Genomic DNA, 24,807 nt, shown 5'->3' with positions numbered 1-24,807 from the left:
GCGTGCGCGGCATGCGCCGTTCGTCCCGAGCGGCGCGTCAGCGCGCGAGATCGAAGGCCTCCGCCTCGTTGCGGCGGACGGCGCTCTTGCCCTGGCGGGACTGCGCCGGGGCGGGCCGCGGCGCCGCTGCCGCCGGGGCCTGCGCGAAGCCGCCCGGCTCCGCGGCGGCGGCGGGCGGCGGCGTGGCGAACGTCGGCGGCGTGGCGAAGTCCGTGCCCGCCCGCTCCAGCGCGGCGAGCTGGCCCTCGAAATCGGACGCCACGTCCTTCGCGCGGTTCGCCGGGGCGCTGGCCTTCGCCTTGTCGGCCGCCTTCTTGAGCGACTCCTGCTGCGCGCCGAGCTTGCTGCGCGCCTCGTCGAGCCGGCCCTGCTCGAACAGGAAGTTGGCCTGCTTCAGCGCCGCCGCCGTCTCGCTGCGCTGCACGCGCCCCGCGACGAGCGCGTCGAGCTCGCTCGCGTCGGCGTCGCGGTCCGCGATCGCGACGCCGAGCCTGCCCACGCACCGGGCGTCGGTCCTGGCGACGAGGTCCCGGTAGGTGAGGCCCACGTCGGCGACGGGGGAGTCGCCGCGCGCGTCGCCAGCGAGGCCGCCGAGGCGCACCTTGAGCAGGACCGTCTTCACCTCCCCCGCCGCGAACGCGCCGAGCGGCACGATGATCTGACCGCCGGCCCGCCGGAACGAGCGATCGAAGACCCGGTCGAGCTCCACGCCGGGCGCGAGGTCGATCGCGAGCTCCGCGCCGCTCGCGACGGACGCCGTGAGCTGCTCGGCCTCCGCCTCGAAGATGCGCGCGAGCGCGGCGTCGTTCTCGACGAAGTAGTGCCGGCCGTTCGAGTCGAGCGCGATCGCCGACAGGATCTTCTCGTTGTAATCGACGTCGACCCCGATGGTCGTGATGGCGACGCCGCGATCGCGCGCCCGCTGCGCCATCGCGCGGAAGCCGGGGACGTCGCGGACCCCGTGGTTGGCGTCGCCGTCGCTGAGGACGAGCATCCGGCTCACGCCGCCGCTCGTCTGACCGAGCAGCGAGAGGCCCTCCTCGATGCCGCACGAGATGCACGTGTCGCCGCCGAGCGAGATGCCGCGCACGCTCGCGAGGATGCGGCCGCGCGTGTCGGGCCCGACGGTGGTGGGCGGCACGACCACGCTGGTCCTCGTGTCGAAGGTGACCACCGACACGACGTCGCCGTCGTTCAGGCGGCTCACGGCCGTCGTCGCCGCCTGCACGGCGTTCATGAGGCGGGTGCCCTTCATCGATCCGGATCGATCGATGACCAGCGAGAGGTTCGCCTGCGCCTGCGACCTCGCGGGCGCCCCATCGCCGCGGACCTCGAACATCAGGAACGTCTCGTGCGCCGAGCGAGGCAGGCGGGCGTGACCGACGCGCCCCTCCAGCATCAGCCTCGATCCTGTGGTGAAGCGGCTCGGATCGATCGCCGCCACGGCGCCGCCCGTCACCTCGGGGATCTGGCGGGGCGGCTCGGTGATCACCTCCGGGACCGCCGTGACGGAGCTCCCGCCCCCGGACGGAGCCAGGGAGTAGACGGAGAGGCTCGTGAACATCATGCCGAGGGCGGAGAACAGGGCGACGTGGATCGGCTTCATGGCTCCTCCAGAGAACGGCCTGGGCCCCTCGAGCTTACGACGGACTCACGGCGCGGGGACCGCGGGCGTGGTCCCTTGTACGTCGCCGAGCGCGGAACGATCTGACGGCTCCGCGGTCGGCCGGATACCGGCGGCGCGGAGGGCGCTCCATGGCGGGATGCTCCCGATCAGGACGAGCACGGCGTCGCAGGGGTGCGCCCGGACCCCCGAGGGCGACGCGAGGGTCGCCACGAGCGCGCCGCCCGGATCTGCGGCGAGGGCGGAGACGTCGGTCTCGAACAGGAGCGAGAGGCGGGACGCCGCTGCAAGCCGTCGCAACTCCTCGATGTTTCGCGTCTTCCCGCGGCGGAACCCGGCGCCGCGGTAGACGACGGTGACGTCGGTGGCCGGCTGGCGCGACAGCGCGATCGCGGCTTCCATGGCGACATCGCCGAGACCGACGATCAGCACGCGGCTGCCGGCGAGGCTCCGGGCGTCGGCGAGGTGGTAGTACACCCGACCTTCCACCTCGGCGGAGAGCTCGAACGGAAGCCGGCGTGGCGAGCCGCGCTGGCCGATGGCGAGCAGCACGCGCCGCGCGTGGCGCTCGGTGCGCGGTCCGCCCTCGCGCGGCTCGGTGACGACGACGAAGCCGGCCGTGGCCTTCGCCTCGGCGGGCGCGCCTCTGCCGGCCGTCGCGTCGACGGCGGGCGCGCCGGCGCCGGCCGCGCGGGCGACCGACACCATGCGGGTGTCCTGCAGGATCGGGAGCCGCTCCTTGCGCACGATGCGGAGCCAGTGGGAGAGCAGCTCTTCCTTGGTCGACTCCTTCAGCCACAGCTTCCCGGTCATCGGCAGGTCGAGCGGCTGATCGAAGACCAGCTTGCCGCGCGGGAAGCTCTGGATGCTCTGCGCCACGCTGCCCTGCTCGATCACCTCGAACGAGAGGCCGAGCTCCTTGGCGCGGAGCGCGGCGCTGATCCCGGCGGGCCCTGCGCCCACGATGATCAGATCGAGCTCCTGACCGCTCGCGCCGCGCGGGCCGGCCTGCCGCAGGTCCTCCGCGATGCGCGTCGCGGCGTGCGCGCCCTGGTGGATGGCGTTCTTGATGAGCGGGAGCCCGGTGACGTCGCCGGCGAGGTGCAGTCCTGGCACATCGAGGCTGCCGAGGTCGTCGCCGAGGCGCGGGCGATCGGCGATCGGCGCGCCGCCCTCGATGGTGAGCGACCCGTTGGGGCAGCGCTGCTCGCACAGGGTGAGGCCGCAGCACGCCTCGGGGCGGGCCACGACCGCGACGTACTTCTCGACGGCGAGCACGTCGTACGGGCACGCGTCGACGCACGCGTAGCAGCCGAGGCAGGTGGTCGTGTCGATCCGGGGCAGGCGCACGCGCGCCGCGGGGCGGAGCATCGCGTCCTCGCCGCCGGCGTCGCGCGCCGCTCGCCGCGCGCGGCGAGCGCGCAGCGCGTGGCCGCCGCGGGCGCCCGCGAACGCGAGGGCGGCGGCGGCGAGGCCTGCGCCCATCCAGAGCAGGGCGGGCGCGCCGGGCGTGGCGCCCGCCTTCACGAGGGGCAAGGCCGTGGCGGCGTCGCGCGCCGCATCCCAGGCGAGGGCGCGGTCCTCGGTGTGCTGGCCGCCGCAGACGCCGGCGGGGCTGGTGTCGCCGCCTGCGCGACCGGCGTTGCGGCCGGCGGGGCGTGTGTCGCCACCTGCGCGGCCAGTCGCGGCGTCCTCGGGGAGGGCAGGGCGGTGCTCGTCGAAGCAGGTGATCGGACGCGCGTCGCCGAGCGGCGCCTGCGCCGCGACGAGGCAGCGCGCGATGGGATCTCGCGGCGCGGCGAGGTCGTGGCACGGCGCGCAGCTCCCGGCCGTGACGATCGCAACGGTGGCCGGCTGGCCCGGGCGGAAGGCTGACCTCGGGAGCTCGACCTCGGCGCCCGGCGCGAAGCGCACCGGCGGCTTCGCTGGATCGAACACGACGCCCTGATCGCCGCGGTGGATGGGGTGGCAGGTGGCGCAGCCCAGCGCGCCGCTCGCGAGCAGCTGCCCGTGGCTCCTGCGGGTGGAACCGTGGACGCCGTGGCACCCCACGCAGGCCTGATCGACGCGGGCGCCTGCAGCCGCTCCGCGCGAGGCCGCGGCTTCCCGCGCCGCGGCGGCCTCCTGCGGCGCGGGGGGCGCCTGCTCGGCGTGGCAGGACGCGCACGCGAGCTGCGCGCGCGCATGGGGCAGCGAGAGCGGCCCCGGCGCCGCGTGCCCCCCCGGCGGCGGGAAGAGCAGCGCCGCCGCGCCGGTCGCGACGGCGCCCGCGAGCGTGGCCGGCAGCACGCCCCGGAAGCGGGTGACGTCGGAGGTCGCCTCGGCGCGGCGCGCGGCGCGCCCCCGCACGACCTCCCGTGGCTGGGCGGCGCGCTGGCGCGGATCGGAGAGATCGGCGCGGTAGAGCGTCCTCGTGGGATCGGGAGGGCGCGCCGCGTCGTCCGCGTCGCCGGATGGCGGCGCCGCCGTCCGGCGGCCTCCGCCGGTCGGGCTAGAGGAGCGTGACATTCAATCGATAAAAGAAGGTCGCATCGGGGACGAGCGGCGCGGCGCGGAGCCTCACATAGTAAGTGCCCGCGGCGAGGTCGGTGAGCGAGGCGTAGGAGCAATAGCCGACCCCCGAATCGTCGTCGGACGCGAGCACGGTGGTCCTGTCATTGCCGAGAATCTCGATGTAGCTGTCGATCTGCCCCCTCAGGCAAGCCTCGGTATTGTTATCGCCGACGTTCACGTACAGCGTCGAGCGAGGCCCCGGAACGCTCACGGCGATCACGTCGACGTCGCCTGCGGGCGAGATCTCCGCGAGCCACGAGGCGGCGTACGCGTTGGCCTGCGCGGGGGTGCCGTTGGGCTCCGTCTCGTCGAGCTCGAAACGGCAGCGGGCGCTGCACCCGTCGAGAGCGTCCGTGTTGCCGTCGTCGCACTGCTCCCCCGCGCTGATCGTGCCGTCCCCGCACACCTCGTGGACGAGCGTCACGTCGAGGCGGTACGGGAACGTCGCCGCTCCGGAGCCGAGCACGGAGGAGACGCGAACATAGTAATCGCCCGCGGCGAGCGACGGCGCGACGGCGCGGGCGCAAAGGCCGTTGTCCCCGCGGTCGCGCCGCACGATCAGCCCGCCGTTCTCATCGAGGATCTCGATGACGCTGTCGAGCCGGCCGGTCAGGCAGTCGGAGCTCGTGACGGCCGCGGTCTCCGCGATCAGGTCCGTCGGTCCGCTCGGCACGGTGACGCGCACGACATCGACGTCCACGTCGTCATCGGTCGGTGGATGAATCGCGGCGAAGAACGGAACGGTGTAGGTGTTGGCGGTGGCGATGGTGTCGTTGGGCTCCACCTCGGTCGCCTCGAGCTGGCAGCTATCGCTGCAGCCGTCGTCCGGTTGACCGAGGGCGTTGTCGCACTGCTCCGTCGGATCCTGGATGCCGTCCCCGCAGGCGGTCTGTCGGCTCCGCACGCCGAGCTCGAACGCCCCTGCCTGGTCCGCGTCGGCTCCCGTGACGATCACATAGAACGCATCGCCCTCGCGAACCGGCACGGTCAGCCGGTTGTCGATCTCGGCGCCTATGCTGGGCATGCCGCATTCGACCCGGGTCGTGGGATCGTCGCAGGCGCTGCGCAGCTCGGCGACGAGCGGCGCGTCCGTGTGCGGGGTCAGCACCACGTCGAGGAACCCGGTTGTCGTCGCGGTGAACGTGTAGGCGACGCCCGGGCTCTCCAGCGAGCAGCTGCTCTGGACGGCCGCGTGGCCGCTGGTGTCGCCGGTCGTGGCCCCGGGATCCGCGAGCGCCACGGGCGCGGCGCACATGTCCGCGCAGGCCTCGTCGCACTCCGGATCGTCGCAGTCGACGGCGCCGTCGCCGTCGTTATCCCGCCCGTCCTGGCACACCTCGACGCCCGTGCAGCCCGAGGCGTCGGGGATGCACTCTGGGCTGCACCGGACCTCGCCGGCATCGAAGCCGAGGCTCTGGCAGGTCGTGCCCCCGAGGTCGGGTCCGTCGCACGCCTCGCCTTGCTCGGCGACGCCGTTCCCGCAGTCGCCCGGCGGGGCGCCCCCGCTGCCCCCGCCGCCGTCGCCGCCTCCAGCCGTGCCAGCCCCGCTCGAGAGCCCCGGGGGCCTCGGCCGCCCGGCCTCGTCATCGCCGCCGCACGCCGCGATCACCCCTGCCGCGCACACCAGCGCGGCTGCCATGGTGCTTCGGCTCATTCTGTATCCGGACATGAATAGGTGATCTCCCAGTCCTGCACCTGAACGCCGCCCCCTCCGCTGCTCGTCGGATTGAGCCTCATCCGGACATCGAGGTACTCCGTTCGAGCGTCCGGCAACTCTTGCAGCACGTCGAAGAGATCGACCGCGCACGGCGGCGCCGAGGTCTCATCGCAGATCCGGGTGTCGGTCGGCGCAGCGTGGGCGGTCGCGGCGAGCCTGACGGTCGCCGAGGCGAGGTCGGCGGGGTCATCCGCCGCTCTCACGAAGAACTCGACGCTCGAGTCGCCCGGGGTCGTCGTCCTGTACCTGAGGTATCCCCACTGGGTCTTGGTCCCCGGCGGACAGACGCCGTGGTACTGCTCCCAGTTCGTGGTGATGGCCGTGACGCTCGTCGTCGTGCACGGCACGATGGCCCGGACCTTCCCGCCCGGGTTCCCGCGGATGTTGGCGCAGGTCTGCGGGCAGAGCTTCACGTTCGTGTTCCCGGACTCGAAGTACCAGCCCGTACCGCAGCTGCCGATCCCGGCCCGGGGCGTGAGCGTCGTCTCCACGCCGGCGGCGGTCTCGTAGACGACGGACACCGACGCGGGATCCGAGACGCCCGCGGTCGGGACGGTGACGTCGCAGGGCAGCGCCTCTCCGCGGATCGAGACGAGCGCATTGAGGAGGTTGGTCTGCAAGGTCGTTCCGGCGTTGAGGTTGAACGCCTGTCCACCGCCTTGATTCGCGATGGAGTTGATGATCTCCGCGTTCGAGTTGCCGAAGCCCACCGCGTGCACGCGGACGCCGTGGTTTGCGAACGCGTTTCGCGCCAGGGTCCCGATGTGGTTGGGGACGGTGTCGCAGTCCGACGGGATGCCGTCGGTCACGAGCACGACCGCGACCTCCTCCTCGGGATGGGCGTTCTTGTAGGTGATCGCCCAGGATGTGGCGCCGTCGAGCGCCACGGACATCGGCGTCTCGCCGCTGGGCAGACCGACGCTGTTGATCGCGTTGACGAGCGCGTTCTCTTGCTGATCCCACGGCGCGGGGTCCTCGGTCAGCCGCCGGGCCGCCGTGCCATCGAACGGGACGAGCGGGTTCGCGCAGCCGCCTCCGCCGGCGGGGCAGGAGGAGCCATCGCAGGTGCCCGGGTTGTTGTGCGGCCAGAACCGGAACGCGACGCCTAGCCCGGCCGACGCCGGATCCTTGAAGAAGGCCTTGAGCGCGTCCGTCGCCGGATACCATCGATCGTTGATGGTGTCGTCGTACGTCGCGATGGTTGACCGCCGCATCGAGGTGGACCGATCGACCGCCACGAACAGGGTGACCGGCCTGACAAGCGACACGCTGGCCGTGGCGATGCAGGCGGGCGACTCGCACATGGCCGATTGATAGATGCTCCCGTTGTTGCCGCACCGGCACTCGGCGATCTGCCCAGCGCCAGGGGGATTGACGATGAGCTCCATCCCCGCGGCGAGGCCGGTGCAGCCGGCCACGCTGATGCACTCGCCCGGGGCGATCGGCTGCGTCGTCGTGCAGGCGAGGGTGCCGCCGCTCGGGCTGCACGCGTTCAGGACCCGGTTCGGGGCGGAGGACGGAAGCTGGTTTGCGCCGGCAGGATAACGGTGGATGGCGATGCCGGCCGGCGCCTGCGTGGTGCCGCGGTTACAGACCGGGACCGTCCCGCCGCAGGGCACGCCGATCGTGAGGTCCGGGAGGGCGCACGTAGGGTCCGTCTCGTTCGGCATGTACGACTTGCAGAGGCCTTTTTGCGGGCAGGTCTCGCCGCAGACGCTCTCCACAAGGTCAACGCAGCTCTGTGTCCACTCGCCCGTCGGCGAGCAGCAGCTCGCGCCCTGCGACGTCGCGCAGATGCTCTGCACGCACGGGTTGCACGACGGAACGAGCCGTTCGCCGGTGTAACACTTGTCGTGCGCGCAGCCGGGATCGGTGTCACAGGTGGAGCCGCACAGCGACCCGGCCAGGGCGACGCAGCTCGCGTCCCATTTCGGAACGGTCGCGCTGCACGTCTTACCACCGCACTCCGTGGCGACATAGCCCGCGCAGGTCGCGCTCCAGACCCCGGTGCAGCGGCCACCCGTCAGCACGGTTCCCGGAGGACACATGTTGGCGCTGGGCCCCATGCTGGGCGGGTTGCAGCGGCCTGGGTAGACGCATGCGCTGTACATGCCGATGACGGCAGTGCAGTCCGTCGACGAGCCGCACGTGATATCGCAGCATCGCGGATGGTTCGCGCAGATGGTCGCGATGCACGCGTCGCCGCAGGTCGTGGTCATGTTGGTCGCGGCGCCGGGAGCCGCCACGCAGGCGTCGTGTCCGCAGTCGGCCGGTATGGTCGTATAGGTGCAGCAGTTCGGGTTCGCGGCGCAGACCTTCTTGGCGCACCCGCTGCAATTCTCCAGCAATGACACGCCGGTCCCGCACGGATCGTGAACGCACGCGCCCCGCGCGGGATTGTCGCAGTACTGGTCGAACTGGCAGTCCTCGCTGGTCGTGCACGGCTGGTGCGTGCCCTGCCGCGCGATGTTCTCGGGCAGCTCGTTGATGTCGCCGACCGACCACGTGTACGTCGGGCCGGTCCCCCCGAGGCTGATGGGCCCCCCGTCCGGCGTCTCCTCGAACGACTGGCACGTCGGATCGCACGGGTTGGTCGCGCACAGGCCGCCGTCGGAGGCGTCGGAGTTGGCGAGCGGGTGGGGATACCCGCTCTCACCGCCCCCTTGCGGCGCCGAGCCGGACGGCGATCTCCGCATCGTCATCGTCCCGTCGCAGCTGCCGTAACGCCCGTTCTCGCAGCGCCGGATCCCGTCGAGGCACGTCAGCACGCCTTCGTGCTCGCCGACGGTGACGTGACACTCCACCTCTTCGCCATCGACGCACGGGTCGCCCGTTCCTGGCCCACCGTCGGGCCAGTCCGTCCCCCCTTGCGGCGGCTCACCGCCGTTGTTGCCTCCATGGCACGAACCGGCGATGAGGGCCGACGCGGTAAGCAACGTCACGAGCAGCAGCGCTCTCGGCGCCCACGCGCTGGCGGAGCCTGATCGGGAGAGCGCTCCCATCCACTTGGTCGAAGGACCAGCCATCGGCTTCTCTACCTTCCACTAGGGTGCTGTCGGGAAAATTGTACCTGGGCGCAGAAGGCAAAGTCCAGGCCTCTCGCCTGTGCGTTGCGTGATGCGCGAAAAGAGGTCGCGGCGCACACGCACGCGCGTCGCCGCCGGCATCCCCGCGCCGGCGGAGACGCGCGCGGCGCACAAAGAAATGCCATGCCTCGCAACGATTTCATAGCGAGTCCGGGATATCTCGGTGCTCCGTCGCGCGTCGCGGCGGCGGTGTGGGGCGGCGTGCGCGCGCTCCCGGTCCGGAGCGCGCTCATCGAGGCACGCTCGCCGCCGTCATCGCGTGGAGCACGAGCAGCGCCGCGGCGACGCCGAAGGTGATGATGTGCGCCGGGAGCCCTCCGCGGAGCGCGGCGAGGAGCGCGCGCTGGGCCGGGAGCGCGCGCAGCTCCACGGCGAGGCGGATGAGCTCCGCCAGGCCGGCGAGCCGCTCCGCGCCGCGTCCTTCGAGGACCGCGTCGACGCGGGCGCGCAGCGCGCGCTCCTCCTCGCGCAGGCCGCGCCCCGAGGCGAGCAGCGCGAGCGGGCCGAGGGGGCTCTGCAGGTAGGGCACGAGGATCTTCTCGACGATCTTCTTGACCAGGTCGCTGCGCCCGCTCACCTCGCGGTAGAAGCGGTCGAGCAGCTCGCGCCGGGCGGCGCTGAAATCCTCGGGGAGCGCGGCGGTGCGCTCGATCCGGGCGAGGCGCCGCGGCGCGAGCCGGTACGCGATCGCCGTGAAGGCGCCGGCCGCGGCGGTGGCCCAGAACACGAGGTGCAGCGCCGCACCCAGCGTCGGGCGGCCGGACCGGGGCCACGGCGCGTGCGCGAGCGCGAGGCCGGCCGTGACGAGGCCGATCGCGAGGTGCCCGGTCAGCTGCGGGCGGAGGCGGCTCTTCACCGGCGCGGCATCGCCGCCCTCCTCGGCCGCGCCGCCGCGCCGCCTGGGCCGCATCCACGCCCATCGCCCGGCGCGCTTGGGGACCGCGTAGAGCAGGAGCAGCGCCATGCCCACCGCGGCGGCGACGCCCGCCGAGAAGGCGGCGCCCTCGCCCGGGCGCGCGCCGCCGCGCGCGTGCGCCGACAGCCCCGCCGCGCCGAGCCCGGCCGCCGCGAGCGCGCTGCCTGCGACGACCGCCGCGCCGCTCCGTGGCGCGGCGGAGCGCTCCTGCTCGCGCCGCGCCCCGCCGAGCAGATCGCGCACGTCGGCGATCTCCTCCGCCGGGTTGACGCGGAAGATCGAGCCCGTGGGACAGGCCTTCACGCACGCGGGGCCGTCGTAGTCGCGGCAGAGATCGCACTTCACGGCGATGTCCGCGAAGTCTGCGCCTCCCGGGCGCGGCGCGGCCGCGGGGCGCGGCGCCATCGCGATGTTCTCCCACGGGCACGCCTTTGCGCAGGCGCCGCAGCCGGTGCAGAGCGCGTCCCGGATGAACACCTCTCCTCCGGTGTCCTTGCCGATCGCGCCGGTGGGGCACTCGATCATGCACGCGGGGCTCTCGCAGTGCTGGCAGGAGTTCGGCAGGAGGAGGCTGCGCGGCGCCTCCTTCCGCGCGGCCGGCTCCGCGTCGTCCACCCGCGCGCGCACCTTGTCTCCGCGGCGCACGAGCCGAGAGACCCCGTGCACGTCGGCGCACGACCACGCGCAGTGTCCGCAGCGGGCGCACGTCTCGAGATCGATGACCAGGAGCGACCGCGCGACCTGAAGGCGATAGAGGTCCCGGAAGATGTGCGCCGTGTGATTGCGCGCGTGGCCGGCGATGACCGCCTCCTGCCTTTCGTGGTGCTCGCCGGTGATGCGCCGGAGTCGGGGGATCAGATCAGGGTGCTTCCGCGCGAGCGCGGCGAACGTCTTCGACGGTACGGACAGGAGCGCCGCGGCGCCGCTGGCCACGGCGCTCGCCGCCCGGCAGCGGCCCTCGTCGAGCTCGACGTCTCCAAAGAAGTCACCTCGGGTGAGGTACGCGCGCACATGAATCCGATCTCCGTCCTCGGTCTGAATTTGCACCATCCCCTCGGCGATGAGCCACAGCTCGGCGGCCGGATCGCCTGTGCGATAGATGGCCTGACCCCGCTCGAAGCGCCGATGACTCACTGCGTCAAGCAGAATTTCGACGTCCTCCGAGTCCAGGTCACGCGTGAAGGCGAGGGTGCTGAGGAGGTCGCGTGTCGCGCTCCTCCGCAGCGCGCGCTCGAGCCTCTCGGCGATCTCGGCCTTGCCGGAGCGGCCGGCGGCGCGGCGGAACAGGTGGACCGGGATCTCGGCGAGCACGCTGGTGGCGAGCGCGACTGCGGTGGTCCTGCGCGACATCCCCACGACCGCCTCCTCGCCGAGGACGTCGCCCGCGGCGGCGGTGCGCACCTCGGTATCGCGATCGTCTCCGCGGCGTGTCGCGCGCAGGGCGACGCGCCCGGACGCGACCACGAAGAAGGCGTCGCCGGCGTCGCCCGCGCGATAGGCGACCTCGTCCGGCGACAGGGAGCGGAGCCGCCCCGCCCCGGAGATCTCGCGCCGGGCGCGCTCGTCGAGCCCTCGCAGCAAGGGGGCGTCGAACACCGCCGGCGGCCACGGCTGGGGGCGGTCAGACCCGGCGTCGCGCGCGCCGCCGTGGGTGTGGTCTGATGAGGGCATCAGCAGGTCTCCTGGTCGAAGCACGCAGGCCGCCGCTCCTCCCGACCCGCCTTCGTCGCGCGATCACGGCCTGAGCCGCCCCGCGGAGCGAGGTCGACGGGAACCCAGCAAGCGGCGCAAGGCGTGCAAGCGGCGCAAGGCGCGCAAGGCGCGCAAGGAACACAACCCGCGCGAAGAACGTGGGCGCGGGCGCGGGTGCCGACGCGGAGGAGCAGACGAGGCCGGCGTGTCATGGCGTCGGATACCGTCGCTCCACACCGTCGCGCATCCGCTGTCTTAAGGGACGACATGGTATTACTTCACGTTCGAGAAGGTGCAGAAAAAGGACGAGCGTCCCGAAAATGCCTTGACACCCAAGCCGATTACAGTGAATATCCATCCTGCTAGACTCGGCATCTTCGGCGCCAGGGTTCGTTTGAGGGTTCGGCATGAAATGACTAGCATCTGTTCTTGAGTGCACATGCAATGTCATTCAAAATCAACGAGGTAGAAGTATGAGTAGGCGCACGACGAGTTTGGCTGTTGCTTCCCTGGCTGCCGCGTCTTTCATCACGCTCGCTTCGGCTTCCGCGAGCGCGAAGGGTCCCGAGGACTGGGCGGTCGAGTTCATCGACAACGCCGTCAGCAACGAGTGGGGCACTCAGCCCGAGTGCTTCATGAACTGGGACGACCCTGACCAGTCGAAGGCGTGGACGGGCATGACCAAGGCCGCGTGCTTCTTCACGTTGTCGCTGCAGAAGGCGATGGGGTACTCCAGCCTGGACATCTATTCGATGTGGGGCAAGAACAGCCCGACGTCCGATTACTATTTCGATCTCGTCAACGCGAGCCCGAAGGTCGGAGCGACCCCTCCCGGGTTCGAGACGTACTTCCGCCGTGTCGAACGGGCGGTCGACATCCAGAAGGGTGATGTCTTCACCATCGACACCGCGATCGTGGTCAACCCCGATGGCACCACCTCCACCCTCGCCGGTCACACGATGATCATCACCGGCGCGCCGGAGGAGATCCTCCCGCAGATCAACCCCCGCTACTCGAAGACGAGGCAGTACGCCGTGCCGATCGCGGACTCGACCAGCGCGTCGCACGGGTGCGCCGAGGGCAAGTACAAGGACAGCCGGTGGAGCGGGCAGTGCACCGGCGGCTACATGACGCCGGGCGCCGGGACGGGCTATGTGCGTGTGTACACCGACTCGCTCACGGACGTCCTGCTCGGCTTCACGTGGAGCGTCACGTCGTCGACGACGAGCTACTACTCGCCCTCCACGCGCCCCTACCGCATCGGCAGGCTGTTCAAGCTGCCGGCTCCGATCCCGACCGATCCGCCCCCGCCCCCTCCCTGATCGACGGCGACGCTTTTCATGACCACGGCGCGCTGAGCTCGTCAGCGCCTGACCAGCGAAGCCCTTACCCCGCAGGCCGGGGTAGGGGCTTGCCCCTTTTTGTCGGCCGGCGCGTCGAGGTGCCGGCCTCGTCCGTCGCATCGTTTGCGTCTGTTGCGTCCGTTGATCCATCGCGGCGACCTCGGCTCAGGGGATCTCGACCTCGGCCCGCGCGAGCTCGACGATCTCGAGGCGTTCGAGCATCGCGTCGGTGACCAGCGGGCCGCTCGGCCGCAGGCCGCGCCGCGCCTGCTCCCGCTCGTACGCGGCGAAGGCGCGGATCAGGAACGGGGGAAACGCCCGGAAGAGCAGCCTCGCCTCGGCCCGGAGCGGGCCGCGCCGCTGGCCGGTGCGGAGATCGTAGGTGTACCGGATCGGCACGCCGGGCGGCACGGAGCGCGTATCGATGATCGCGTCCGGCCCTTTCACGACGCCTCGGCTCGCGTCCAGCGCGCCGACCGGAAAATACGTCTCGAGAAAGGCGTTCTGCCCCGACAGGTTCGAGCCGCAAGCGCCCGTGTCCAGGTCGTAATCGCCGTCCGCGAACCGATCGGCGTGGTGCAGCCCCTGGCCGGGCCCGGCCTGGCAGGCGCCGTCCGCGGCCACGACGCCGATGCATCGGACACAACGTAGAAAGCCGTTCTGAAAGTTGATGAGCCCCCGCCCCCGGAACGAGGTGCCGCCGAGCCGTGGGGGTGGGGCCCAGAGGGGGACATCAGGCCCGTCGCGCACGTCCGCGCCGAACAACCCGCCTGGAGCGCCCGCCGGCGCGAAGGGGCTGTTCGCGTCTGGATCGGTGGTCACCCGGGCGAACACCTTGTCTCTCAGATCCTCGTCGGCGCGGTCGATCCGGCCGACCTCGTAGACCACGCGCCCCTCTCGATCCTTCACCACGAGGTGAACCCAGAACTCGCGCTCCTGGCTGAAGCCGGCCGGCACCTTGTGCCCGGCGCCGGTGTTCTCGATCTCGACCGGGATCTCGACGCGATCCCCGGCCGCGCCGGCGCGGCGCGCGGCGCCGAGCTCGAAGCGGAACGTGTGGCGGAGCAAGAGATCGCGGCGGCGGCGCGCGCCCGCCGGAATGCCGTGCACGTCGAGCGACGGCTCATCGATCAGCGCGTCGGGGAACTCGTCCGACAGCGGTACATCCACGCCGGAGAAGTAATGGGTCGCGACGTCCGCCGGAGCGGTCGAGTGATCCGCGATCCGGCCCCGAGGGCGCGCGCCAGGCGTTCGCGGGGAGAAGCGCGTGCCGGGCGGGCACTCGGGATCTGCCGGCGACGCCTGCGCGGCGCCCGCCGCCGGGGTCGCCTCGCAGACGCCCGGGTAAGTGCTCATGTGGCAGTCCTGGCAGGTCGCTGCCGGGCGGCCCGCGCGCTCCTCGGACCTCGCCCAGTCCGACCACTCGGTGTAGGCGTTGCGCAGCCGCTTGAAGTGCTCGCCCCGCGCGGCGGCGAGGCTGTCGCTGCCGAAGAGGCGCACGTCGTGGCACGCCCCGCAGAACTCGCTGGAGCGCAGGTACGCCCTCGCGCTCGCCGACGGTCGACCGTGCACCACGGGCTCGATGGCGCCCGCCGATCCCGTCGGCTGGAGCCCGGCGCGCGGGGCTGCGCCCTGACCCGAGGGGAGCAGCAGCTCCTCGGGGCGGAGGTCGTAGCCGCTGTTGGCGATCCCGAACAGGCCGCGGCCGTCCTCGGGGCGCGCAGCGAAGACGGCGCCCGTCACGAAGGACGTCCACGTCGGGTTGCCCTGGTACCCGGCGCGCCCGCGCGGGCCGACCGGGCCGTGCACCTGATGGCAGAAGCTGCAGGAGATCCCCTCCAGGCCACGCCGGGTGAGCAGGTCACGCACCGGGAGGCGCGCGCGGGGATCGCCGCCGGCGCGGCCGTCCCACGCGGGCATCGCGGCGTCGAGGTTCTCCGCCGGGCTGTGGCAGTTCACGCACCAGTGCTCGCCGCCCGAGCCGGTCACCGCGACGCCGCTCCGCCCGTCGCGGCAGGCGCGCGCGGGATCGGCCTTGCGCAGGATGCCCGCGCCGTTCGGGCAGTCGACGGTGCGGCCGACCTGCTCCTCGATGAGGCTCTCCAGGGCGTTGAAGAGCGGGCTCTTCACCGAGTGCGCCATCACCGAGCGGCGCCACTCCGCGGCCTGGCGGCCGTGGCACGCCGCGCAGTCCTCCGCCGCCGTCCGCGCCTGCGCGAGCGGCACGACCGGCGCGACGGCGACCGCGCGCTGCGCCGCTGGACCGGGCTCGCCCTGCGAGAGCGCGAGCGCGGCCGACGCGATCAGCGCGCCGGCGCCGAGGGGCGCGATCCGCCACAGCCGAGCCGCTGCGCCGGCTGAGCCGCGCGGCGGGTGGTGGTCGCCCGCGTCGCCCGCGTCGCCCGGGCGCGCGCGCTCGCGCGGCGCGGGGCCGGTCCTCGCCGAGGTGGCCGCGCCAGCGCGGCGGGAGGTCCGGCCGGCGTGCACGGGAAGCGCCGGCGGGCGCTCGTCGAGGAACCCGCTCAGCGCATCGGCGATCTCCTCGGCGCGCGGCGGCCGCTCCGACGGGTCCGGATGGAGCAGCCGCAGCACGTAGCCCTGCAGGCCCGCGGGGAGCGAGGTCGCGACGCCCTCGATGAACGGCGGCGGCTCCGCGCGAGCGGCCTCGCCGAGCGCGTGCCGCAGGCCAGCGCCGGCGAACGGGTGCTCTCCCGCGAGCAGGCGGTAGAGCACGAGCCCGAGCGCGTACCGGTTCGCGGCGCTGTCCCAGATCGCGCCGTCGGCCTGCGCGGGCGGCGTCCAGAGCGGCGGGATCTCCGAGGACACCCGCGCGCCCTCGGCGCGGGGCGCCGTGGCGGCGCCGCGGCTCGGCGGCGCCCCGACGAGGGCGGCGACGAGCGCGCTCGCGGGCAGCGTGACGCGGCCCCCGTCGTCCACGAGGACCGCGTCGGGCGAGAGCGGACCGGGGAACAGGCTGGCCCGCTCGCACGCGGCGAGCGCGCGGGCGACCTGGATGGCGAGCCCGAGCACCTCCTGGAAGGGAACGGGCCCGCGCCGCGCGCGCATCCAATCCGAGAGGGGCGCGCCCGCGAGCCGCCGCACGAGCCAGACGCGCGCGCCGCCCGGGCTCGCCGCGGCGGCGCGCTCGCCCTCGGCCGGCGAGGCGACGCCGCCGTCGATGAAGCCCCCGACGCCGGCGCTCCCGAGCGACAGGAGGCGCGCCGCGACGGCCTGGGGCTCGGGCCCTGCCGGAGCGGGAGCGTCCTGGTCCGCCCCGCCGAGCCGCCACAGCTCTTCGACTGCGCCTGCGCCGCAGCGCCATCGCGCGGCGCAGCCCACGGCCGGGAGGGGCGCGCCTTCCGTGTAGCCCGCTTGCTCTGGCGACGCCCGCCTCACCGCGCCCGCTCCGGGGAGGTCGGCGTCGCGGTGCTGGCGGGCGTCTCCGGCGCGCCGTTCGTCGAGCGCAGCGCGCAGGTCCCGAGGCCCGCTAGCGCCGACAGCGTCACGATGATCGCGATCGCGAGCCTGATCGGGACGTCGCGCGGCCTGTCGATCTGCTCGACCAGCGCGATCGTATCGGCGCGAGGCGCGTCCGCTCCGCCGGTGACGCGCGCGGCGATCGGCGAGCTCGCGCGGTCGTGGTCCTCGGCGCGGTGCGGCGAGCTCGCGCGGTCGCGGTCGCCAGCGCGATGCGTCGAGCTCGCGCGGTCGCGATCTCCGGTGCGGTGCGGCGAGCTCGCGCGGTCGCGGTCGCCAGTGCGGTGCGGGGCGATCTCGCGGTCATGGTCGCCGGCGTGGTGCGGCGCGCTCGTGCGGACGCGATCTCCGGCGCGGAGCGGCGCGCTCACCGCGGTCTGGAACGGCTCCAGCCGATCCACGATGTCCTGAGCGAGGTACGGCCGATCCTCGGGCGCCTTCTCGAGCAGCTGGAAGAGCAGCTGCTCGACGCCGCGGGGCAGCCCGCTCCGCACCTCGTCGCTGAGCGGCGGCGGCTCTGCCGTGCACTGCAGGTTGAGCAGCTCCCGCGGCGAGGCCGACTGGAACGGCGGGCTGCCGGAGAGCGCCTCGTACAGGATGAGCCCGAGGCAGTAGAGATCCGAGCGGTGATCGATGGATCGCGCGTCGATCTGCTCCGGGCTCATGTACTGGAGGGTGCCGACGCTCTGCGTGTTGGTCTGGTTCATCGCCTCCACGACCTTGGCGATGCCGAAGTCCATCACCTTCACGCCGCCGTCCCGCTGCACCATGATGTTCTCGGGCTTGAGATCGCGGTGGATCACGGGCGGCTGCTGCCCGTGGGCCGCCGCGAGGGCGCTCGCCACGCTGACCGTGATCCGCACCGCTTCCGGCCAGGGGAGGCGGCCGGCGGCGCCAAGGACGGACCGCAGCGTCTGGCCGTCCAGGTACTCGAGCACCATCACGAGCTCGCCGGAGGCCTCGATGCTGGCGAGGCTCCGGACGATGTTCGGGTGCTCGAGGTGGGCGAGGATCTGCATCTCGTTCAGGAAGAGCCGGCGCCCCTGCTCGCTCCGGGCGAGCTCGGGGCGGAGCACCTTCAGCGCGACGCGCCGGCGCGACAGGCGCTCCTCGCCCTCGTAGACCTTGCCCATCCCGCCCTCGCCGACGAGGCGTCGAACGAGGTACTCGCCGATCTGATCCATGCGCGCCGTCTCCTCTCCCTCTCCCTGGCCGGGCGTCTCTTCTACGTGCGAGCAAGGCCGAGGGCTTACACCTGAGCCTGGGCTCGGATCGCGCCGGGTCCCTCCAGCGAGCGCAACGTCCCCCGTTCGGGCGGCTCGTCGCCCGAGGAGAGGATCGCGGTTCCCCGCTGCGCGGGATATCGAAATCCTGCGCTGCGATGGAGGGCGCGGTGGTAGAACCGCCCCCATGCTCCCACGCCGGGTGTCGTTCGCTCGAGCGGCGATGATGGCGCTCGCGGTCTCGGCCTGCTCGAGGACCCCGGCGGAGCCGGAGCCGCCGCCGGCCGTCTCCAGCGCGCCCGCCGCCGCGCGGCTCGCGTGGGACGTTCCGGGGAGCTGGGCCGCGCTCGACGTGCCGCGCGACGGCTCGCGCAAGGCCCTCTACAAGGTGCCGAGGGCGGCGAACGACAAGGAGGACGCCGAGGTGCAGGTCCTCTCGTTCGGTCTGGGGAGCAAAGGAGACGTCGACGCGCGCTTCGACGAGTGGTTCGCGCAGTTCGATGGCGACGTCGGGGCGAAGGCCGGACGCGCGTCGTTCGAGGTGCGCGGCATGCCTGTCGAGCTGGTCGAGGTGGCCGGCACCTACAAGATCGCGCTCGGGCCGCAGTCCGGCGCCCGCAAGCGATCGCCCGTGGAGATGGTGAAGGACCACTACCGGCTCATCGGCGCGGCGGTGAGGGCGCCGGATCGCGGAAACTGGTTCTTCAGGATCGTCGGCCCCGACGAGACCGTGCAGTCGGCGCGGTCGGCGTTCCGGGGCATGATCGAGTCCGCACGGTGAGCGATCGAGGGGCCGAGAGCCCGCGCGGCCGTGCGCGCTGCGAGGGCGGCGCGCTGCGCTCGCAGCGCGCGCCGAGCACATGATACGTTGCGCGCCATGGACGACCGAAAGCGAGAGGCGCGCACGCCGGCCGAGATCTTCCGTGTCGAGGCGGAGGCCGAGGCGGAGCAGAGCCGGCTCTGCGAGGAGAGCAAGCACCAGCTCGCCAACCGCTGCCCGGAGTGCGGCAGCCTCGGTAGCATGGAGCTGGTCGACGGGCTCATGCGCTGTATCGATTGCGACGAGGTGGTGGCCGCGACCCGCCAGCTGCCGGGCTTCGGCCGCCGCTGAATCCCTGTCGCGCCGCCTCGCGACCTCCGCTGAAATCTCGATGAAATCTCGATAGATCCCGGTGGAAGTAGAAGTAGAAGTGGAAACCAACGCTCGAGCCTCTGCCGGAACGAATTCCCGGGCGTGGCGCTTTCCAGGTGATTTTCAGTCGAATCCGTGACTATTCTGCGAATATTGGCGTTCTCGCGCCCGGTTCGGTTTTCGCCCCAGACGCGGTGCACGGAAGTCCACGCACGTCAGCCGGCCGGGGCGTGAACAGCAGGACTGAAGTCTTGAAGGAGTTGGAGATGAAGCGGATCGCAGCGGAGAGCTCGGACCCCTCGTCGCGGGAGACAAGCCAGGGATCCCGGGCGAAGACGGCACGAGGCGCGAGCGGGGGCCTGCTCATCCTGATGATCGAAGACAGCGCGATCACCAGCTTCGGTACGACGCCAGAAGGCGAGTCGACCAACGGTCCGCGTCGGTCCCGTCCGAAGCACTGACCCCTCGCGCCGCGAGGCGCCTCGCGGACGTGGGCTCCCACCGGAGCGCCGGCACGCCGCGGCGCGGTGCTGCCACACATCAGGAATTCCCTGATGAGATCTCGGAACCTCGAGGTGGCTGCGCCCCGGACCCCGCGTCCAGCGTGCGGCGACGATCCCTCGTGAGTCCGGCGCGAGCCGCGGGGCCGCTGGCCGTCGGGTTGTCGTTTTTTCGCCCCCTCCGCTGAATCGTGGCACCTCGTCGGTGTGGACACCCGGGGAACGACACGGAAAACCATGGTCCTGGCGCTCGCCGCCGCCGCTCTCGGCGGGGCGGGGCTCGGTTGCAGCGATCCGAGCGAGGCGATCGCGCGGATCTCCCGGGAAGAGCTTCCCGCGCTGAACCGCCTGGCAGAGGGAAGGCCGGGCGGCGGGGCCGAAGGGCAGGCGAGCGCAGCCGCGGCGGGCGAGGCGCGACCGGACGCGGCCCGGGCCGCCGCGAGCGGCGCTGCCGCGGAGGAGGGCCGCAGCGACGCGGCGAACGCGTCGCCCGCCCGCGGCCCGGCACGGGAGCGTCGCCGCAGGTCGGGGTCGGCTCAGGAGGGGCGCACCGCCGCGGGCGCGGCGCAGGGCGGCGTGGGAGAGGGCGCCGCTCGGGCGCCCGAGCTCCAGGTGATGCGGCTCGTCGTCTCGAAGGGCATCGCCGGCCGCGAGCCGATCGAGCCGGCGACCTCGTTCGCGAGCGCGGAGATCGACCGCCTCTACGCCTTCGTCGAGCTCTCGAACAAGGACCAGGCCACCTCGGAGATCAGCGTCACCTTCACGCCGCCCGATGGCAGCGCGCCCCTGCGCATCCCCCTCGCGGTCGGCGCGCAACGGCGCTTCCGTACGTGGGCTGCCACGCGGAAGGCGCGCTCGGCGGGGCTCTGGGCGGTGACGGTCAGCGACGCGGCGGGCAAGGAGCTCGCGCGCGCCTCGTTCACGATCACGAAGTAGGAGGCGCCCGTGGCTCGCATGTTGTGCTCGCGCTCTTCTGCTCTCCAGGGCGCTCGCCGCGCCGTCGTCATCGCGCTCGCGCTCGCTGCGGGCGGCTGCGTCTCCCGGGCCGCGCCTGCGCCCGAGCTTGTCGGGACGCCACGCCCGCCTGCGACCGTCCCCGCCCTCGGTGCGCAGGTGGGGTTCGCCTTCTGGGTGCCCGACGGCCCCGCCGCCAGGGTGCTCTCGCTGCACGTCCAGGAGAACGACGAGGTCGAGCCCCCCGACGCCGAGCCCTCCGACGCCGAGCCGCCCGCGCAGGCTCCGGCGCCCGGCGCGGCGCCGGCGGAGGCCGACGAGGAGCGCCGCTACGTGCTCCTGCCTGGCGTCGAGCTCGCGCCCGCCGTGGAGCAGAAGGTCGAGAAGATCGCGTCCGCCTACTTCCGGCGAACCGGAAAGGAGCTCGTGGTCACGAGCGGCACGCGGGATCCCGCGCGACAGGCCGAGGCGATGCACGAGCTCTTCCGGCACGGCGCCGACGTCCTCGGCCTCTACAAGGACAAGACGGCGGTGCGCGAGATCAAGAGCGCCTACGACGAGGAGCGCTCGGCCGAGCACCCGCCGGAGGCCATGATCGCCGCCCTCGAGCGGGTGATCCGCGCCCAGATCGATCGCGGCGTGTTCATCTCGGCGCACCTCCGGGAGGGCGCCGTAGACATCCGGAACCGGGACATGACGCCCGCGGAGAAGCGCGCCTTCCTCGAGGGGGTCGACGAGGTCGGGGGCGTGTTCGCGCTCGAGGAGTCGCGGCCGCCGCACTACCACCTGCAGATCGATTGAGACGACGAGGGCCCAGCGGCCCGAGCGAGGAGGCCGCCTGGCCGGCGGCTGCGGGTCACTCGTCGTTGAAGCGGACGATCTGTCCCGAAACGGAGTTCGTCCAGTAGACGCCCGTCCCGTCCGCGGCGATGCCCTTCGGCCCCTCCTGACCCGTTGCGATCTCCTCCTGAGCGCCGGCCGTGTCCTTGCGGAACCGGTAGACGGTCCCCGCCGCCTCGACGGTGGCATAGAGGTAGTCCTCGTACGCGGCGAGCCCCGTGGGCGGGCTCGACAGCCCCTCGAGGAGGGGCACCGGGTCCTCTCCCGGCGGCTGGCTCCGCGGGTACCGCCATACGCTGTTCCCGGCGACCCAGTAGAGGTTGGCGTCGTCGATGACGATCTGACCCAGATCCACGAGACCTTCGAGGACGGCCTTCTCCTTTTCGTCGTTGCCCACGTCGTCGACGAAGATCGTCCCTGATGCCTTGTCCGTGAAATAGACGATGTTCCTGTCCGTCGCGACGCCGACGGGGGCCCCGTTCGGCTCGGAGACCCCGGTGGGGTAACTGCCCTCGTCGCTCTCGTCCTTCTCGGTCCACGTGACGCGGTGGCCCGAGGTCCGCGCTCCGTAGACCCGGGAGCTGCCGAGCACGAGGGTGCTTATCTTGCCGCAACCTTGCCAGAGGGTCGTCTCGGCGGTCACGGGAGCCGCGGGGAACCTGGCGTCCTTCGGCAGCCTCAGCAGCTTGTCACGTGTGCTCCCCGTACCCATGCAGTTCTCGTTGGCATATCGGGTGTCGGTGCTCGACCAGTAGATGTGCGTCGCGTCCACCGCGATGGCCTCGGGCGCCTCGCTGGAAGGCTCGAGCAGATCGACGACCTCCCAGTCATCCTTGATCTGCCTCCGGAGCGCGCCGCCCGTGGAGCTCTCCTGCGTCCCGTCGCTCCGCCCGTTGGTCCAGTAGATCGCCTCCTCGTCGAGCGCGATGGCGCGAGGTTCTGCCTGGTTCTGGGCGATCACGAGCAGCGGGATCACCCGGCGATCCTCGAGCCCCGCGATCTCCGCGCAGCCGTTGAGGCCCGGCGCGAGCGCGGCGAGCGCCAGCGTCACGGCAGAGCACGTCGAGCTTCGCATCACCAATGGCCTCCGAGCACCACGCGCCCCCCGTCCGAAGCGACGCTGGGCGCGACCCACACGCGCTCTACCGCGGCAGCCTGCTCCGGCGAACGAGGGGACATCAGCACCATCGCGACGCCGGCCCCGAGGCACACAAGCCCCGCGCCGATCGCGATGTTCGAGACCATCGCCTTCGTCCGGGCGCTCTCGTTCGCCTCGACGTCCGCGCGGCTGCAGCGGAAGCTACCGCTGCACCCCTCCTCGACATCCCCCGCTTTCTGTATCGTCAGCACCCCGAACACCGCCCCCACGCCGAGCCCGGCGATGCCGACGCCGCCAGCGACGAAGCCGAGCGCGCGCATCGGGTTGCCTGTCGCCGCGGGCCTCGCGGCCTCCGGACGGGCAGGCGGCGGGCGCGGCGGGGCAGGGGGAGCCGCCTTCGCCGCCTGAACGGCGACGTCCGCGAGCGGCGGGATGGTCACCCGCGTCGTGCTGGGCCCGGGGTCGAGCGTCACCCGCTGCGACCAGGGCTGCTTGCCCGGCGCCTTGGCCTCGATCGTCGCCGTGCCCGGATCCACGGGGATGCCGGAGCCCGCGGCCGCGGCGGCGCTCAGCTCCTTGCCGTTCAGCGTGATCGTCATCGCAGGAGCCGTCTGCGTCGCCTGCGCCGCGTCGAGGACGAGGCGCGTCAGCCTGGCCTCCAGCTCGGACGCGCGCTTGGCCGCGAACTGGGCGCGATCCTGCTGCCCGGCGCTCGCCGCGAGCGAGGACGCCTCCGTGAACTCGGCCCACGCGCTGGCCGTCTTGCCCTCTTTCTCGTGGCAGACCGCCAGGTTGAGCAGCGTCCCGACCGTTGGATCCACGCGCTGGCTCTCCGCGAGCTTCGGACAGGCCTCCTGGAGCTTGCCCTCGTCCATGAGCCTCTTGCCGTCCTGGAACAGCCCCTCGGCGAGCGCCTTGTCCGCCGCGGTCGGCTGCGCCAGGAGCGGTGAGGTCAGGCTGGTCCCACAGAGCAGCGCGAGCCATGCGCCCGCGTGTCGCGCTCGTAACGATCTCAATGGCGGCTCCTCAGCATCTCGTCCTCGCTGATCGACCTCGGCTGTCTCGGCGGGTGGCCCGGCTTGAGCGGCGCTCCGGAGGCGGTCGCCTTCGGGCGCGCGTCGGCCGCAGCGCTGCCCGTGGGAGCCGCGCTCGGCGCAGACGCCGGCGGCGCCGCCGGGCTCGACGCCTCGGTCGCGGCGCTGGCGGTCGCCGCTGGAGCGCTCGGCGCTGCGGCGGGCGACTCGGGCCCGAGCGCGTCGGCCGCGGCGCGCTCGGGCTGGCGTGACACGGCGGCGCTCGGCGCCTGCGACGCCACCACCTGCACGCTCGCGACGAGCCACATGCCCGCCCCGGCCGCGCTGGCCACCAGCGCGGCCACGCCGGCGGCGACGAGCAGCCTGCGCCGCGAGCGGCGCCGGTTGCTCGTGTGCGACCATGACGCGCCGGACAGCCTGTCGCTGTCCTCGGCCGCCCGCGAGTTGAGCAACGTCTGTCCGGCCGGCGACGCCGCGCCGATCGCGCTCTGGATGCGCGAGGTCGAGAGCTTCGCGAAGCTCGACCCGAGCGGCTCGAGGGCCTGCGCGAGCTTGCCGACGTTGGCGTACCGCTCGCTCACGTCGCGCTCCAGGCAGCGCGAGACGATGCGCTCCAGCGTGGCGGGCGCGTCGCTGCGCTTGTCGCGCAGCCGCGGCACCGGCTGGTGCAGGATGTTCGCCATCACCGCGGCGACGGTCTCGCCCTGGAATGGCGGCTCGCCCGTCACCAGCGTGTAGAGCAGCACACCGAACGACCAGACGTCGGCGCGCCCGTCGACGGTCCTCGGCGCCATCATCTGCTCGGGCGACATGTACCCGGGCGAGCCCATCACCTGCTTCGTCGACGTGAGCCCCGGCTCCGCCGGCGAGTCGAGGCCTTGCCCCTTCGAGATGCCGAAATCGAGGACCTTGATGTGCCGTGTGCCGTCCGTGTGCTCGGCGAGGAACAGATTCGAAGGCTTGATGTCCCGGTGGACGACGCCGGCCGCGTGCGCCTCGGCCACGGCCTCGAGGGCCTGCAGTACGTAGTCGACAGCGTCCTGGATGGGCAGCGGACCGTGGGTATCGATGACCTGCTGGAGATCGAGCCCGGTCAGGAACTCCATCACCATGAAGGGCACGCCGGTCTCGGTGGTGCCGACGTCGAACACGCGCGCGACGTGCTCGCCCGACAGGCGCGCCGCCGTCCTCGCCTCCCGCAGGAAGCGCGTGACGGCCTCCTGGTTCGCGAGGGCGTCCTGGCGCAGGATCTTGATGGCGACCTTCTGGTCGAGATCCTCGTTGCGCGCCGCCAGTACGACGCCCATACCGCCGATGGCCACGACCCGCTCGACGCGGTACTTGGCTGCGATGAGCTCTCCCGGCTGGGCCAGCGGTGCGAGGAGCTGCGCGGTGCGGTCGGGGGTCACGGCTGGCGCTCAAGCCTACATGAACGGACTCGGTTTTCCGAGCGCTGCGCGAGGCCCAGCGCCCTTTGTCGCGCGCCCGCTGGTTTTGGAGCGCCGCGCGCTGCCCGCTCGGGCCCCGGGCGCGCTCCGGACGCCACGCACGCCACCGCGCCGCCACTCTCCTGCGGTTCGCCCGTCAACCGCGCGGCCCATCAACCACGCAGCCCAT

16 protein-coding genes are annotated in these 24,807 nt (G+C 72.6%); 6 read left to right on the top strand and 10 right to left on the bottom strand.

Annotated elements, in window-relative coordinates; all coding sequences use genetic code 11:
• Positions 1-37: 37 nt before the first annotated feature.
• The 5 genes from WMF19_RS24760 to WMF19_RS24740 form a co-directional block, all read right to left on the bottom strand.
• On the bottom strand, positions 38-1,606 hold the full coding sequence (locus tag WMF19_RS24760) for a vWA domain-containing protein (RefSeq protein ID WP_437901387.1): 1,569 nt from the start codon (positions 1,604-1,606) through the stop codon (positions 38-40).
• 45 nt (positions 1,607-1,651) lie between these two features.
• Positions 1,652-4,132 (bottom strand): NAD(P)-binding domain-containing protein, encoded by a 2,481-nt coding sequence (locus WMF19_RS24755; protein ID WP_437901386.1) that lies wholly within the window; start codon positions 4,130-4,132, stop codon positions 1,652-1,654.
• On the bottom strand, positions 4,116-5,816 hold the full coding sequence (locus tag WMF19_RS24750) for a DUF4215 domain-containing protein (RefSeq protein ID WP_437901385.1): 1,701 nt from the start codon (positions 5,814-5,816) through the stop codon (positions 4,116-4,118). The genes WMF19_RS24755 and WMF19_RS24750 overlap by 17 nt, the downstream gene beginning before the upstream one ends.
• An 11-nt stretch (positions 5,817-5,827) precedes the next feature.
• Positions 5,828-8,920 carry a vWA domain-containing protein gene (locus WMF19_RS24745; protein WP_437901384.1) on the bottom strand — a complete coding sequence of 1,031 codons (3,093 nt, stop codon included), beginning with the start codon at positions 8,918-8,920 and terminating at the stop codon, positions 5,828-5,830.
• A gap of 289 nt (positions 8,921-9,209) precedes the next feature.
• Complete coding sequence (locus WMF19_RS24740) at positions 9,210-11,567, bottom strand: cyclic nucleotide-binding domain-containing protein (protein WP_437901383.1); 2,358 nt, start codon at positions 11,565-11,567, stop codon at positions 9,210-9,212.
• Positions 11,568-12,082: 515 nt separating this feature from the next.
• Between WMF19_RS24740 and WMF19_RS24735 the strand changes: the two genes are divergently transcribed.
• Positions 12,083-12,910 (top strand): hypothetical protein, encoded by an 828-nt coding sequence (locus tag WMF19_RS24735; RefSeq protein WP_437901382.1) that lies wholly within the window; start codon positions 12,083-12,085, stop codon positions 12,908-12,910.
• Positions 12,911-13,096: 186 nt separating this feature from the next.
• On the opposite strand, the gene WMF19_RS24730 is transcribed toward WMF19_RS24735, so the two are convergent.
• Both WMF19_RS24730 and WMF19_RS24725 read right to left on the bottom strand, forming a co-directional pair.
• Positions 13,097-16,327 carry a serine/threonine protein kinase gene (locus WMF19_RS24730; RefSeq protein ID WP_437901381.1) on the bottom strand — a complete coding sequence of 1,077 codons (3,231 nt, stop codon included), beginning with the start codon at positions 16,325-16,327 and terminating at the stop codon, positions 13,097-13,099.
• Positions 16,324-17,592 carry a serine/threonine protein kinase gene (locus tag WMF19_RS24725; RefSeq protein WP_437901380.1) on the bottom strand — a complete coding sequence of 423 codons (1,269 nt, stop codon included), beginning with the start codon at positions 17,590-17,592 and terminating at the stop codon, positions 16,324-16,326. Before WMF19_RS24725 ends, WMF19_RS24730 begins: the two co-directional genes overlap by 4 nt.
• A gap of 226 nt (positions 17,593-17,818) precedes the next feature.
• Between WMF19_RS24725 and WMF19_RS24720 the strand changes: the two genes are divergently transcribed.
• The 5 genes from WMF19_RS24720 to WMF19_RS24700 all read left to right on the top strand — a co-directional run bounded on the left by WMF19_RS24720 (position 17,819) and on the right by WMF19_RS24700 (position 21,018).
• Positions 17,819-18,412 carry a hypothetical protein gene (locus tag WMF19_RS24720; protein WP_437901379.1) on the top strand — a complete coding sequence of 198 codons (594 nt, stop codon included), beginning with the start codon at positions 17,819-17,821 and terminating at the stop codon, positions 18,410-18,412.
• A gap of 96 nt (positions 18,413-18,508) precedes the next feature.
• Positions 18,509-18,742, top strand: coding sequence for a hypothetical protein (locus tag WMF19_RS24715; protein WP_012236968.1), 234 nt, complete (start codon positions 18,509-18,511; stop codon positions 18,740-18,742).
• 287 nt (positions 18,743-19,029) lie between these two features.
• Entirely contained in the window at positions 19,030-19,224 is a 195-nt protein-coding gene (locus tag WMF19_RS24710; protein ID WP_437901378.1) for a hypothetical protein, read from the top strand.
• Between the two features lie 276 nt (positions 19,225-19,500).
• The gene (locus WMF19_RS24705; protein ID WP_437901377.1) at positions 19,501-20,199 is read left to right on the top strand and encodes a DUF2914 domain-containing protein; all 699 of its coding nucleotides are present in this window, start codon (positions 19,501-19,503) and stop codon (positions 20,197-20,199) included.
• Between the two features lie 18 nt (positions 20,200-20,217).
• Complete coding sequence (locus WMF19_RS24700) at positions 20,218-21,018, top strand: hypothetical protein (RefSeq protein ID WP_437901670.1); 801 nt, start codon at positions 20,218-20,220, stop codon at positions 21,016-21,018.
• Between the two features lie 55 nt (positions 21,019-21,073).
• Here WMF19_RS24700 and WMF19_RS24695 read toward each other — a convergent pair whose 3' ends face one another.
• From WMF19_RS24695 to WMF19_RS24685, 3 genes are read right to left on the bottom strand one after another with little or no spacing between them, the layout of a single operon-like run.
• On the bottom strand, positions 21,074-22,132 hold the full coding sequence (locus WMF19_RS24695) for a hypothetical protein (RefSeq protein ID WP_437901376.1): 1,059 nt from the start codon (positions 22,130-22,132) through the stop codon (positions 21,074-21,076).
• Positions 22,132-23,172 carry a hypothetical protein gene (locus WMF19_RS24690; RefSeq protein ID WP_437901375.1) on the bottom strand — a complete coding sequence of 347 codons (1,041 nt, stop codon included), beginning with the start codon at positions 23,170-23,172 and terminating at the stop codon, positions 22,132-22,134. The genes WMF19_RS24695 and WMF19_RS24690 overlap by 1 nt, the downstream gene beginning before the upstream one ends.
• Complete coding sequence (locus tag WMF19_RS24685) at positions 23,169-24,599, bottom strand: serine/threonine-protein kinase (protein ID WP_437901374.1); 1,431 nt, start codon at positions 24,597-24,599, stop codon at positions 23,169-23,171. The genes WMF19_RS24690 and WMF19_RS24685 overlap by 4 nt, the downstream gene beginning before the upstream one ends.
• Between the last annotated feature and the right edge of the window lie 208 nt (positions 24,600-24,807).

It is taken from the genome of Sorangium sp. So ce124, assembly GCF_051525235.1.
Classification (GTDB): Bacteria; Myxococcota_A; Polyangia; order Polyangiales; family Polyangiaceae; genus Sorangium; species Sorangium atrum.
This window is presented reverse-complemented; position numbering and strand designations above follow the sequence as displayed.

Excerpts from the sequence above, each read along its gene's own strand:
- WMF19_RS24715 (WP_012236968.1), top strand. The coding sequence starts at position 18,509 with ATGGACGACCGAAAGCGAGAGGCGCGCACGCCGGCCGAGATCTTCCGT.
- WMF19_RS24750 (WP_437901385.1), bottom strand. The coding sequence starts at position 5,816 with ATGGCAGCCGCGCTGGTGTGCGCGGCAGGGGTGATCGCGGCGTGCGGC.
- WMF19_RS24745 (WP_437901384.1), bottom strand. The coding sequence starts at position 8,920 with ATGGCTGGTCCTTCGACCAAGTGGATGGGAGCGCTCTCCCGATCAGGC.
- WMF19_RS24720 (WP_437901379.1), top strand. The coding sequence starts at position 17,819 with ATGCTCCCACGCCGGGTGTCGTTCGCTCGAGCGGCGATGATGGCGCTC.
- WMF19_RS24760 (WP_437901387.1), bottom strand. The coding sequence starts at position 1,606 with ATGAAGCCGATCCACGTCGCCCTGTTCTCCGCCCTCGGCATGATGTTC.
- WMF19_RS24700 (WP_437901670.1), top strand. The coding sequence starts at position 20,218 with ATGTTGTGCTCGCGCTCTTCTGCTCTCCAGGGCGCTCGCCGCGCCGTC.
- WMF19_RS24740 (WP_437901383.1), bottom strand. The coding sequence starts at position 11,567 with ATGCCCTCATCAGACCACACCCACGGCGGCGCGCGCGACGCCGGGTCT.
- WMF19_RS24755 (WP_437901386.1), bottom strand. The coding sequence starts at position 4,132 with ATGTCACGCTCCTCTAGCCCGACCGGCGGAGGCCGCCGGACGGCGGCG.
- WMF19_RS24710 (WP_437901378.1), top strand. The coding sequence starts at position 19,030 with ATGAAGCGGATCGCAGCGGAGAGCTCGGACCCCTCGTCGCGGGAGACA.
- WMF19_RS24695 (WP_437901376.1), bottom strand. The coding sequence starts at position 22,132 with ATGCGAAGCTCGACGTGCTCTGCCGTGACGCTGGCGCTCGCCGCGCTC.
- WMF19_RS24705 (WP_437901377.1), top strand. The coding sequence starts at position 19,501 with ATGGTCCTGGCGCTCGCCGCCGCCGCTCTCGGCGGGGCGGGGCTCGGT.
- WMF19_RS24725 (WP_437901380.1), bottom strand. The coding sequence starts at position 17,592 with ATGGATCAGATCGGCGAGTACCTCGTTCGACGCCTCGTCGGCGAGGGC.